This window comes from Streptomyces alanosinicus, assembly GCF_014650595.1.
Classification (GTDB): Bacteria; Actinomycetota; Actinomycetes; order Streptomycetales; family Streptomycetaceae; genus Streptomyces; species Streptomyces alanosinicus.
The window spans coordinates 14,905-27,368 of sequence record NZ_BMVG01000037.1; the positions used below are offsets into that span (position 1 = coordinate 14,905).

Annotated in this window: 12 protein-coding genes; 10 read left to right on the forward strand and 2 right to left on the reverse strand. The window is 66.8% G+C overall.

The window, feature by feature from the left end; all coding sequences use genetic code 11:
- Nucleotides 1-153: 153 nt before the first annotated feature.
- The 4 genes from IE277_RS38205 to IE277_RS49800 all read left to right on the forward strand — a co-directional run bounded on the left by IE277_RS38205 (nucleotide 154) and on the right by IE277_RS49800 (nucleotide 3,756).
- On the forward strand, nucleotides 154-1,905 hold the full coding sequence (locus tag IE277_RS38205) for an RICIN domain-containing protein (protein WP_189958342.1): 1,752 nt from the start codon (nucleotides 154-156) through the stop codon (nucleotides 1,903-1,905).
- 489 nt (nucleotides 1,906-2,394) lie between these two features.
- A complete protein-coding gene (locus IE277_RS38210) occupies nucleotides 2,395-2,535 on the forward strand; it encodes a hypothetical protein (protein ID WP_189958343.1) in 141 nt (46 codons plus the stop codon).
- 204 nt (nucleotides 2,536-2,739) lie between these two features.
- Entirely contained in the window at nucleotides 2,740-3,042 is a 303-nt protein-coding gene (locus tag IE277_RS38215) for a hypothetical protein (RefSeq protein WP_189958344.1), read from the forward strand.
- A gap of 564 nt (nucleotides 3,043-3,606) precedes the next feature.
- On the forward strand, nucleotides 3,607-3,756 hold the full coding sequence (locus IE277_RS49800; RefSeq protein WP_373310972.1) for a DUF5988 family protein: 150 nt from the start codon (nucleotides 3,607-3,609) through the stop codon (nucleotides 3,754-3,756).
- Between the two features lie 80 nt (nucleotides 3,757-3,836).
- On the opposite strand, the gene IE277_RS49805 is transcribed toward IE277_RS49800, so the two are convergent.
- A complete protein-coding gene (locus IE277_RS49805; protein WP_189958345.1) occupies nucleotides 3,837-4,079 on the reverse strand; it encodes a transposase in 243 nt (80 codons plus the stop codon).
- A gap of 302 nt (nucleotides 4,080-4,381) precedes the next feature.
- On the opposite strand from IE277_RS49805, the gene IE277_RS38225 reads away from it, so the two are divergent.
- From IE277_RS38225 to IE277_RS38245, 5 genes are all read left to right on the forward strand, one after another.
- The gene (locus IE277_RS38225; protein ID WP_268252702.1) at nucleotides 4,382-5,761 is read left to right on the forward strand and encodes a cytochrome P450; all 1,380 of its coding nucleotides are present in this window, start codon (nucleotides 4,382-4,384) and stop codon (nucleotides 5,759-5,761) included.
- Between the two features lie 40 nt (nucleotides 5,762-5,801).
- Nucleotides 5,802-7,364, forward strand: coding sequence for a prenyltransferase/squalene oxidase repeat-containing protein (locus tag IE277_RS38230; protein ID WP_189958347.1), 1,563 nt, complete (start codon nucleotides 5,802-5,804; stop codon nucleotides 7,362-7,364).
- A complete protein-coding gene (locus IE277_RS38235; RefSeq protein ID WP_189958348.1) occupies nucleotides 7,361-8,443 on the forward strand; it encodes a terpene synthase family protein in 1,083 nt (360 codons plus the stop codon). The genes IE277_RS38230 and IE277_RS38235 overlap by 4 nt, the downstream gene beginning before the upstream one ends.
- Nucleotides 8,444-8,494: 51 nt before the next feature.
- Nucleotides 8,495-9,844, forward strand: coding sequence for a cytochrome P450 (locus IE277_RS38240; RefSeq protein ID WP_189958349.1), 1,350 nt, complete (start codon nucleotides 8,495-8,497; stop codon nucleotides 9,842-9,844).
- Between the two features lie 85 nt (nucleotides 9,845-9,929).
- Nucleotides 9,930-10,730 carry a class I SAM-dependent methyltransferase gene (locus tag IE277_RS38245; RefSeq protein ID WP_189958350.1) on the forward strand — a complete coding sequence of 267 codons (801 nt, stop codon included), beginning with the start codon at nucleotides 9,930-9,932 and terminating at the stop codon, nucleotides 10,728-10,730.
- 74 nt (nucleotides 10,731-10,804) lie between these two features.
- Here the strand turns inward: IE277_RS38245 and IE277_RS38250 are convergent, their stop codons facing one another.
- The gene (locus tag IE277_RS38250) at nucleotides 10,805-11,083 is read right to left on the reverse strand and encodes a hypothetical protein (RefSeq protein WP_189958351.1); all 279 of its coding nucleotides are present in this window, start codon (nucleotides 11,081-11,083) and stop codon (nucleotides 10,805-10,807) included.
- A gap of 295 nt (nucleotides 11,084-11,378) precedes the next feature.
- Between IE277_RS38250 and IE277_RS38255 the strand changes: the two genes are divergently transcribed.
- Nucleotides 11,379-12,293 (forward strand): alpha/beta fold hydrolase, encoded by a 915-nt coding sequence (locus tag IE277_RS38255; RefSeq protein ID WP_229882273.1) that lies wholly within the window; start codon nucleotides 11,379-11,381, stop codon nucleotides 12,291-12,293.
- The last annotated feature ends 171 nt before the right edge of the window (nucleotides 12,294-12,464 follow it).

The following is a 12,464-nucleotide window of genomic DNA, read 5'->3' on the forward strand; positions in this document are numbered from 1 at the left end:
CCCCGCCCCACCTCCCGGGGGCCGCCCCACAGTGCGATGAGGGCTCCACCCCCCACCCCTGCCTGCCGTGCCTGAGCGCACGGCTGGAAACCCGCCGTTCACGCAGACGGGAGCACCACATACCTGCCCGAACACGACCCAATGGAGGGTTTCGTGAAACGGTTCCTGCGCGCCGGACGCGATCGCCTGCTCGCCCTGTCCGTCGGCGCGTTCACCGCCGCCGCCCTGTCCGTCGGCGCGTTCACCGCCGCCGCGCCGGCCGCCGCCGCCACCTCCGCGACGGTGACGGTCGACAGCACCCACTGGCTGGCGAACTACTCGTCCACCACCCCCGGCCTGAACACCCAGGTCTACGACGCCAACATGAACCGCTCGGACATTCCCGGCCTGCTCAACAACGCCGGTATCGGGATGATGCGCTACCCGGGCGGCAGCTACGCCGACGTCTACCACTGGCAGACCAACACCGCCGACGGCAACTACGTCGCCCCGAACACCGACTTCGACACGTTCATGGGCACCGTCCGGGCGGCGAACACGCAGCCGATCATCACCGCGGACTACGGGTCGGGCACGCCGCAGGAGGCGGCGGACTGGGTGCGGTACGCCAACATCACCAAGGGCTACGGCGTCAAGTACTGGGAGATCGGCAACGAGATCCCCGGCAACGGCGAGTACGGCGCGCAGTGGGAGACGGACAAGCACTCCAGCCACAGCGCCACCACCTACGCCACCAACCTCCTGCAGTTCGTCTCGGCGATGAAGGCGGTCGACCCCAGCATCAAGATCGGGGCGGTACTCACCACACCTGGTAGCTGGCCCGACGGCATCGTCGGCCCCGGCGACACCCAGGACTGGAACCACACAGTCCTGTCGATCGCCGGTCCGAAGATCGACTTCGTGATCGTGCACGACTACCCGACCAGCACCAGCGAAGCCGACCTGCTGGCCAAGCCGCAGACCAACGTGCCGAGCATGGCCGGCACGGTGCGGTCGCTGATCAACCAGTACGCCGGCAGCAACGCGCCGAACGTGAGCATCGCCATCACCGAGACGAACGCCGACAAGTACAAGGACACCGCCCCGAACGGGCTGTTCGCCCCGGACCAGATGCTGACCTGGGCGGAGCACGGCGCGTTCACCGTCGACTACTGGGCCATGCACAACGGCACCGACTGCTCCCACGTGACCACAGTGGACGGTGCCACCGACTACGACGAAGGGGGCGTGCTGGCCAGCGGCCCGTCCTGCGAGCCGGCGCTGGACACCCCGTTCGCGCCCTACTACGGCATCTCGATGATCAGCAAGCTGGCCCAGTCCGGCGACTCGCTGATCCAGGCCAGCAGCTCCACCTCGCTGATCTCCGCGCACGCGGTGCACCGCGGCAACGGCGACGTGAACGTCATGCTGATCAACAAGGACCCGAACAACAGCACCACGGTGTCCCTGTCCTACACCGGGTTCACGCCGTCCTCGGCCGCCCCGACCGTGTACACCTACCTGAAGAACGGCACCTCGATCACGTCGTCCACCACCGGCAGCGGCACCACCCAGACCGTCCCCGCGTACTCGGTGGTCGTGGTGCAGATGCACCCGAGCAGCGGCGGCAACACCGGCGGGTCCTCCGGCGCGCTGCACGCCGTCGGCTCGGGCAAGTGCCTGGACATCGCCAACAGCAGCACAACCGCCGGGACGCAGGCCCAGATCTGGGACTGCAACAGCGGTACGGCCCAGACCTTGACGCGCACCTCCGCCAAGGAGTTCCGCCTCTACGCCAACACCTCCACCCCGATGTGCCTGGACGACTACGGCAAGAGCACGAGCAACGGCATCGGCGTTATGAACAGCTCGCATGTCTCAGACCTTCTCCTGTCTCACCAACAACCAGGTGAGGCACAAGGATGATCGTCTCTGGACGAACCTGGTGAATGTCTCAGCGGCGGACGGGGACCGTTGCGCTTTCGTGACCTTCGGGCCTCGCTCACGGCGGCATTCCGCTGGGCTCGGATTGGATTGCTGGCACCAACCGGTCGGAGGACCTTCTCGGCCGCCAGAGGGTGGGCATGCTGCACACGGTGACGCCGTTGCTCGCATTCCCGCCTCCTAAATCACGCCCCGCATATTTGCCAGGACTCTGCGTGAACCGTAGGCGCGGCGATCTGTGGATAAGTTCTGAGAAACGGTGCCGCCTTGGGTATGCGATGCCCAGATAGACAAGAGGTGCCGGGAGGTAGGAAATCGACTTGGGGCTCCATCGAGGAGCGATCAATTTCAGTCGTTCGCACCGGATTGCCGGATGCTCAACTACGTTGGCCAACATGACTGATCATCACCCCGCGCCGGCCGACCCGGGTCGACCTCACCGGCCCTGGCGGCGGAACCAGCCCAGAGCTGATGGAACGGCTCACCCGGCAGGTTCTCGACCCCGCCGCCGACGAAGTGCCGCACACGCTCGTTGAACAGACCGAGGACAGGACGAACGACGTCGTGGCGGCGCTGCTGGCGCAGGCCCGGCACAAAGGGGAGGACGCGTGATCCCGACGCCGCACCGTACGAAGGGCCCCGGTGTACTCGGAGCCGAAGGCCCTGGCTGCATCGGACCGTTCGGCCGCTGGCCCAACGAGAAAGACCAGAGCGAGCCCGACGAGGAAGATCCTGCCGGAAACCGGCGGTAGGCCGCCCGGCCGCCGGACAAGATCCATCCATCACGCCCGATCGAATCGAAAGCAGCAGCACGTGATGGACCAAGCACAGAAGTCATGGGCCAAGGCCCTGGCCGAGGATATACGGACCAGCTACCCGGGCGTGCGCCTTGAACTCGGAATCGATCACGATGGTGTGAAGTGGAATGGTCTGCGTGATCTAACCGGTACGCGTGTCAACTTCGCAGTGTTCTCCGAGTTCAATGGCGACCAGGAGGGCAAGCTCTTGGACGTTGAAACGCACGGGTCTATTCCGAGCGACTTGGTTGCGAGCATGGCGGTCGAGTTCGACGGTGGCTTGTTGGGCTCGTCCAGCTTGTATCTGCTGAGAATGTCGTGACCGTCGGGCTCAGCATCGATTCGGCGCCCTCGGCGTGCCTGCGCATTCCAGTTCATATGCCCGGTCGAGTCTTTCAGCCATCGAGCGGCGACAAGCCCAATGCCATACCCGGAGTCTTCGGGCTCACCGATCCTACGAATGGCCGGCGTGGACCCGCGCAAGAACAGTAGAACAAGTTTAAACGACCTGGCCTTGGGGACGCCTCAGCGCCCCGCTGCACCCCAGCACCATGGTGTGCAGCCCCCAGGCGCTCAGAAGGCGCGGGACACCGGCGGACTCGCGCACAGAAGATCTACGAAATGCGCCGCAGCGTGCAAGAGGGCAGCAACATGACACGCTGGCCCTGCCGGCACGAAACACGCTCTTTGTCCTCTCGCGCGCCCCTTCCCGCGACCTTGCCCCCACTCGGCATTTCCCGCTTAGTTGGTCAGGAGACCTGCTGGGCAGTGGACGTGAGACCCCTGTCAGGCACCCCTGTGAGCCGCGTCCGCCTGTCCGGAACAAGGGAGGCACCCATGGTCCAGGACGCCGACCCCCTCTACCTGTCCGGCGGCCCCGGCGAATCTGGCCGAGGCTCCACCCACCCCCGTCCATCAAGATCTCACCCGCCTCACCATGCGCCGGCGTAACGGCTACGAACACTACGAAGCCGCCTCCCGCGCATCAAACCGCCGCGTCTACCGCTGGATCTACCAAACCAAGACCGCAGAGTGATGAGGAGCCCGGGTTTCCCGGACAGGCGCCTGACCGCTTCTTTCGTGACGGATCGCAACTTCTGGTAATCGGCGTGGACTTCAGGGGAGGTCCGGTACGCAGCTTGAATCCATGGTGTCCGGGTGGTCGTGACGGATCGTGAAGGTCTCCCACGAGCCATACCGCGCGGGCACATCCCGCCACGGCGAGTCGGTCCGGGCCCGCCACCAGATCCCATCGAAGACCTGCCGCCGATCCCGAGGCTTGCGCCCCATCACCGGCAACCCGGGCAACACCACCTCTAGGCACACCCATTGTGCCTGCGTCAGATCTCCACGAGCCACCCCAGGATTATTTCACGACCTTGATCAACATCTCAAACACGCCCTAGCCGCACGGGCAGTGGGGGCCGGAGAGTGCGAGATGGCGCTGGCCGGTACCTCGATGCTGATGACCGGGCCGCAGACGCTGCATTACGAGGCCGGGCAACTGACCTCGGGCGAGCGGACACTGCTTCGCATTCGATGAGCGCGCGGACAGGTACGTACGGCCTGTGGTGCGAGGACGGGCTCTCGGCCAGCAGATCCAGGAACTCCTGCACTGCCAGGTGTTGGACACGTTAACAACTCAGTCTGAGGAGAAACTGATGCCCCTTTCTGCTCCCCCTCCGGCCGTACCTGGCGCCGTGCCCTTGCTGGGGCACTCCATGGCACTACTGCGCCGCCCCTTCCCATTCCTCGCCTCACTGCCCGACTTTGGTGATGTGGTGCGCGTCAGGCTGGGCCTCAAGGACGCCTACGTAGTGTGCACGGCAGAACTGACCCGTCAGGTCTTGGCTGACGACCGGACTTTCGACAAGGGCGGACCCCTCTATGAGAAGGCAGCGGAGATCTTCGGCAGTTCTTTGGCGACTTGCCCGCATGCCGCTCATCGTCGGCAGCGACGCCTGATTCAGCCCGCCTTCCACGCCTCACAGTTACCTCTTTACGGAGCCGCGGTGGTCGATCAAATCGACAACGTCATCGACACCTGGCGCTCAGGCCAGCCCTGCGACGTGCTGGCCGACATGACGACCATCGCCTCCCGGTCCCTCATGGCAGCGATGTTCACCGACCTTGAACAAGACACATTGGAACAGATGCGCAGCGACTTCCGCATCATGGCCAGCGACATGCAACGGCGGGTGCTCATACCCCCGTTGCTGAACCGCCTCTCGGTAAGGAGTAACCGGCGATACTGGCAGGCGAAGGCCCGGCTGGACAATGAGGTCAGGCGCCTGATCAACAACCGTCGGACGGACGCGGTCGAACACGCGGACCTGTTTTCCATGCTTTTGACTGCGCGAGATCCCGACGGCACCAGCGGTGACGACACAGATCACTTGTCGACCACCGAACTGATCAACCAGGTCCTGACCTTCTTTTACACCGGCATCGAGAGCACATCTGCCACCTTGGCCTGGGCAATGCACCTCCTGGCCACCCACCCACCAGTCCAAGGAGCCCTGCACGACGAAGTCAACAAGGTCCTGGCCGGTTCCCCAGCCACCTACGACGACCTGCCCCGACTTCCACTGACGGAAAAGATCATCGCTGAGGCATCGCGGATGTACCCGACCGGCTACTTCGCAACCCGAGTCACTACGCGCGCAGCCAGGCTCGCCGACTATCCCATTCCCGAGGGCGCCACCGTCATCTACAGCCCCTACCTGCTCCACCACCAACACTCAGTGCACGCCGACCCTGAACGCTTCGATCCAGAACGGTGGAACGGTGCCACCGCCCCCTTCGGACCTCACGGCACCCTCTTCAGCTTCGGCGCCGGCCCCCGCAAATGCATCGCCGACACTCTCGCCCTGACCGAGACCGCCCTGGTCCTGGCAAGCATCGCCTCCCGCTGGCACCTTGACCCTGCACCCGGCACCCACGTCCGCCCAGCACTCGGTATCACCCTTGTCCCCCACGGACTCCGGCTCATCCCACAGCTCCGCAAAGTTGAGGTTATGGAGCGTCATTCTCATAAATGACCATCTATGCGACTTCTGCGACAGCCCCCCGGGAGAGGCCATGACTTCGCTGACGGGTAAGAAGCTGTCCGAGCCAAGCGAGCTGATGGGGCGAGCCCACGAGGCGTTGGATGCCGCACTGGACGTCGTACTCCGTACCCAACGGGCCGACGGCTCCTGGGCGGGCACCGCGGACCCCCGGATATTCGACACCGCGGTCGTTGCCTGCGCCCTGGGCCCGGGGACGTCACCGGAGCGCGAGGCACGCACCCGGGCGGTCGCCTGGCTCCTCGACGCCGAACCGCAGCGCCATCACCGCGGGGTGGAGGACATCGAGCGGTGGCTGCGCCAACTGCTGATCGTCCCGCATCGCTGCGGGACACCACCGCTGCCCCTGAACAGCCGCTTCGTCGGACGAGTGGTCCTGCTGCACGCCCTCGCCGTGGCGGCCAACGCTCCCGGCGGAGACGCCGGGGCCTTGCGTAGCGCGATACGACGGATCAGGGACGACGCTGGCGGCAGGCCCTTGCGGCAGTGGCTGCGTGTCGCCCTGCGATCGGCCGAACTCCTCACCAGGACGTCCCCGGCTCCCGCCGAACAGGTCACCGAACTCGCGGCTGAACAGCGTGACGATGGATCGTTCTGCCTGATGCCGTCGGTCACCGCACTGGCCTACCTGGCACTACGCACGACCGCCCCCAGGCACCCCTCGGTCAGACGGAGCCGAGGCTGGCTGCTGGCCACGCAACACGAGGACGGGACGTGGCGATTCGCCGAGAACGACACCTGGATCTCCGCCCTGACGGTCCGTTCCCTACGTGGTATCCCTGCCTTCGACGATCACGCCCTGCCTCCGGCAACTGAGTATCTGGTCCGGGCGCAGTCCGGCGACGGTGGTTGGTCGTACAAGCACGGTCTCGAATCCGACTGTGACACCACCGGAATGGCACTGCTCGCCCTGGCCGATACCCCGGCGGGCCGCTCGGTGGCGGCCGCCGCACAGGACTTCGCCCGCCGTGTCCAACTGCCCGAAGGCTCCTGGCGGACCTGGCAGTCCGTCGACGACCCGGCCTCTCTGGACGTCACCGCGCACATGATCAGTGGGCTCGACGCGGCAGCGCCGGGCCACCGGATCGACACCGCACGCGCCAGGGCCTGGCTCGCCGCCCAGGGACGCGCGCCGGGCGGCTGGGTAGCCGACTGGTACTGTCCGTCGGCTTACGCCGTCCACGAGATTGCTGCGGCCCTCGGCCGGGACCACCCGGTCAGCTGCGATGCTGCGTCGCGCCTGGCCACACAGCAGAACTCGGACGGCGGCTGGTCCACCCACCCCGGCGGCCCGTCGGGAGCGGCCGCCACCGGTCTGGCCCTGTCTGCGCTGGCGCACCCCGTGTCCCCGCTGCCTGAAGCGGCGGTGATGCGCGCGCTGGAGTACCTCGTCGACCGCCAGCGTAGCGACGGGACCTGGCCGGGGCTTCCCTTCATGAGCGGGCCCCGCCCGCTCCTGGTCCACTATCCGCCGGACACCCATGCCTTCACGGTCGCGGGCCTGAGCGCTGCGTGCACCAGGTACGGCGACGGTCGCGTCTCCCCCGGCCTCCGCACCTCGGGAGCGGATGCATGAGCGCGGTGCGGCTTCCTCCCTTCTACCTCCCCGCCCCCGAGCTCCTCTCCCCGCACGCCGAAATGGTGGACCGGGAAGCAGCGCGGTGGCTGGACCGGTTCGCGCTCGGCCCGGACCGCTGCGACGCGTTGTCCCGGGCCGAGGTCGGATCGCTCGCGGCAGCGTTGGCCCCCTGCGGAGAGCTCGCTCCCCTGCAACTCATCGCGGACTTCCTGATGTGGAACATCGCATTCGACGACGAATGCTGCGACGAGGGCCCGCTCAGCTCCCGCCCGCTAGAACTGGCCGACATGATGATCAGGCTTCTTCGCGTGGTGGAATCCCCTGAGATCCCTCCGTCCGGCCACTACGACGAGGCGCTGTACGACCTGCGAACACGTCTGTCCAAGCACGGCTCACCAGCGCAGGTCGCACGCTGGACCGAGGCCGTGCGCGCCTGGTTCTTGGCGGAGCTGTGGAAGGCGGGCAACGTCGCACGGGGCGTGGTGCCCACCCTCAGCGACTTCCTGGTGCAGCGCCTGTACAGCGGCGGCGGATTCGTCTGCACCGTCATGGTGTCCATCGCCGAGGGCTACGAGGTCCCCGAACAGGTGATGGCGGACCGCCGGATCCGCGCCCTGACCGAGATGGCGATCCTTGCCGGCAACGGCTACACCGATATCACCTCCCACGCCCGGGAACGCCACGACGGACAGGGCAGCCACAACCTGGTCGACGTACTGTGCCGGGAACAGGAGTGCGGTCCCGAACGGGGGCTGGTGCTCGCCGCTGACCTGCTGAACCGGGTCACCGCCTTGTTCGTACGGCTGCGCGACGATGTTGCGACGACCGCCGACGACACTCTGCGGCGTTACCTGGCATCGCTGAGTTGCTACGTCAGCGCGGCAGCCCGGTGGACGCTGACGTCCGCCCGCTACCGCTACCCCTCCCAGCAGGCCTTGGGCCCCGCCTTCGAGCCCGGTGGCTGGGTGGGCGCTCCCGAGGACACCACTCCGCTCCCCATCCCTTCAATGGCGTGGTGGTGGCAGCACGACCCGCTCTCAGAGCCCGCCCCGAGAGCGGCCCCGCCTCCCCAGTAATCACGGAAGCAGCCTCCGCCCCCGAGGCGGCCCTCTCGAAAGGCATGTCACGTGACAACCACCACGGAGTTCACCTTCGCGACCGCTCCCGGGGCCCTGCCCATCCTGGGACACGCTCCGCACCTGATGCGGGACCCCCTGGGCTTCCTGGCCTCCCTACCCGCCCACGGGGACCTGGTCGCCATCCGCCTGGGCCCCCAGCATGCGTACGTGCCGTGCCATCCCGAGCTGCTGCGCCAGCTGCTGGCCGACGACCGCACCTACGACAAGGGCGGACTCTTCTACGACCGCCTACGCGACATGTTCGGCGACGGTCTGGCCACTTGCCCGCAGGCCCATCACCGACGCCAGCGCCGCGCGCTCCAGCCGGCCTTCCGCACGGCCAGCCTCAGGAACTACATCGGTGGCATGGAAAAGGAGACCGACGCCCTGATCTCCCCGTGGCACGACGGGCACACCTTCGAGGCGTTTCCGTCCTTCCGCCACCTGAGCATGCGCACCGTGATGCGCACGCTCTTCGGCACCCTCTGCACCGACGCGCGAGCCACTGCCGTGCAGGCAGCCGTGAACCCCCTCCTCGCAGGGCTCGTCCCTCGCACCGTCCTTCCCGAAATCGTCACCCGGTTGCCCCTGCCCTCCAACCTCCGCTACACCAAGGCACTGGACGAACTGCCGGCCGTCGTGGACCGGCTCGTCGAGGACTTCCGCCACGCCCGCCCCGAAGAAGCGACCCTCATGTCGCTCATGCTCGATGCCAGGGACGAGGACGGACGGCCCCTGTCCGCCCGGGAACTGCGCGACCAGGTCGTTACGCTGCTGGTCTCCGGCACGGAGACCACCGCGTCGGCACTGACGTGGGCCTTCCTGCTACTTGCGGAGAACCCGCAGGTCCGCGACCAGCTGGAGGAAGAGGTCGACCGGTCCCTGGGCGACGGCCCCGCACACCTGGCGCAGCTGCCTATCGTGCGCCGGGTTCTCCTGGAGACCCTTCGGATGCGACCGTCGGCCTGGCTATTCACCCGGGTCACCCGCACGCGGGTCACTCTCGCCGGGCACGTCCTGGAATCCGGCGCCACCTTGTTCCTCAGCCCGCACCCCATCCAGAGCCGACCGGATCTCTTCGACTGGCCGGAGCGGTTCGCCCCAGACCGGTGGGTGCCGGAGCATGGCGCGGCCCTGCCGCACTCCTCGTCCTTCGTCAGTTTCGGCCACGGTGCACGCAAGTGCATCGGCGACGAGTACTCCCTGCTCGAGTCGGCCTTAGCACTGGCGGCTGTCTCGGCTCGCTGGCGGCTCGAGGTCGAGCCAGGCAGCGACACCCGCCCCGTGTCGACGGCGACCCCCCTCAGGCCTCGAAGCCTGCGCCTGCGCGTGACCGCACGCCATGGAGCATCCGCTTGACACGTCGTAGGAGGCCGCCATGCAAAACGACCCGCCGCCGCTCCCGGAGTCGTGCCCCGGCGGTGACGGACAACCGGGCCGCCGCATGGGGGCGGAGGCGTACCGTCAGGGCACCATCAGCCATCGCGTCCCGGAAGAACTCCACCGCCTCCACCTGCTGGAACAAGTCCTGGACCCCGGCACCATCGCCATTTTGGACCGGCTCGGTGTCGCTCCCACGTGGAGGTGCGCGGAGCTCGGAGCAGGCGCAGGGTCGGTAGCCGGCTGGCTCGCGGACCGCTGTCCGGACGGACGCGTCGTCGCCACGGACATCGACACCGATTTCCTTCGACGGACCAACGGCCCAGAGAATCTGGAGATCCTCCAGCATGACGCAGCCGTCGACGATTTCACCCCGGGATCTTTCGACCTCGTCCACGCCAGGGCGCTGCTGTCTCACATCCGCGACCGCGACGCGGTGCTGGCCAAAATGGCCGCCTGGCTGGCACCGGGAGGATGGCTGGTTGTGGAGGACGCTGTGTTCCTCCCTGCGGAAGCTTCCCCGTATCCCGAGTTCAGGGAGCTGCTCTGGGCGATCGAGACGCTCTTCGCCCAGGTCCAGGGCAGCGACGTGCGGTGGGGGCGCCGGATCCCGGCGGCGCTGGCGGGGTGCGGCCTGGTCGACGTGGGCCTGTCCGTCACGCCGTCGGTGTGCGGGAACGGAGGCATCCACCAGGAATTCTGGCGGGCGAACTTCACCCAGGCAGCCGCCGCCATCGTCCAGACTGGACTCCTCACGACCGTCGAGGTGGACACCGCCGTGAACTGCTTGGAGGATCCGGGGTTCTCGGACCTCGCTTGCTTGTTCGTCTCCGGTTGGGCCCGCAAGCCTGAACTTGTTCCTTAAGTGTCTGAACGGAAAACCCCCCAGTTCAAGGGCATGCTGACGCGTTCGTTGGCCTGGGCTTTGGGGTTGGCTGGTCAGGCTGCGGGGGCGAGGGTGACGTCGTGGCCGAGGGCTTTGAGCTGGCGGACAAGGTCGCGAGTGCGGCGGGTGGGGTCGACGAGGTGCTGGTGGTAGTCGGAGCCGAGGTCGGTGTACGGCATCTCGGGTTCGTTGAGCAGGCGCCAGATGATGACCAGGATCGAGTGGCCGACGGCGACCAGCGGTCTCTTGTGGCCGCGGCGCTTGACGATGCGTTCGATGAGCGCCCACTCGTCGTCGAAGGTGTCGGGCGGATAGCAGCGGGGCCGCGGCAACGTGAACCTCCCCTCGGGAACGGGGGTTGGGACGGCCGCTTATGTGTTCAGATCCTTCACGCCTCCGGGGCTGCCGTGGGTGATGTGTCAGGCCGACGCCCGGAGGGTGGCGGAGGGGTGGGTGTCACCTCTTCTGGAAGGAGCGCGGCATCCGGTGGCCTTCTGAAAGGGATCCTTCAACATGCCCAAACAGGCGAGAAGTTACACTTAGCCCTTTTGATCGCATCTTCCTTCGTTATGGCGAAAAACAGTGTAAAGGGGGCTTGTTGACCTTTTCGGCTCTACCGTGATCAGTGTGCCTTCTGCTGTAAACGTCCATGCCCGAGCACTTCCGGGCTACCCCGGCCCTCGCCACTGGCGGCAGGTCCCCGTCACAGGCCAGCACTACGTCGACGTCGGCTCGGGTGACCTGGTGCTCTTCCTTCATGGCAACCCGACCTGGAGCTACCTTTGGCGGAGCCTGCTCGGCACCCTGTCATCGGACTTCCGCTGCATCGCCCCCGACCTTGCTGGATTCGGCCTGTCACCCCGCTTCCTCAAACCTCAGCGGGGCGCCGACTGCCTCGAGCAGCAGCTCGCATGCCTGGATCACCTCTTCCACCACCTCACCGACGTTCAGGGGTTGCCGGCCTGCCGGTGGACCCTGGTGGTGCACGACTGGGGAGGTCCGATCGGCATCGCCTGGGCACTGCGCCATCCCGGCGTGGTGGCACGGTTGGTCGTCCTCAACAGCGTCGCTTTCCCGTGGCCTGCCGGTTACCGGCTGCCGATGCATATGAGGTGGATCAGGGATAGTGCCCCGGCCGCCGCCCTCGCGCGGGCCGGCAACGTCCTTCCCCGTGCCGCCGTACGGCTGAGAGTCGTACGGCGGCTCAGCGAGGCCGAGCGGATGGCGTACCTGCTGCCCTTCGCCGACGCGCAAAACCGTGGCACCGTCGTGGAGTTCGTCCAAAGCATTCCCCAAGGTGACGGCGATCCAGTCTGGAGACTGCTCAAGGCCCCGGACGCTGAGAGCAGCATCGCCCGGCTGCCGATATTTATCGGGTGGGGCATGCGGGACCGTCTGTTCACGCCAGCGGTACTGGACGAATGGATCCGCCGCTTCCCGCAGGCTCGGGTACGGCGCTATGGCGACGCCGGCCACTTCGTGATGGAGGACGCGGGCGGCGAACTCGACCGTCATGTCCGCGACTTCCTGCTGGGGGCGTGACGCGTGGAGGATTCCGGCCTCCGCGTGTGCGACTTCTTCCAGATAGTCCTGCCGATGGTGGCCGTCGGCTTTCCGAGCTGACGCCAACAACGCACAGGCATCCGGCAGTTGGCGGTGATCTGTGTCGATAACGGTCTCGTAGTTGCTCGATCACACGCAGGGTTTCAGGAA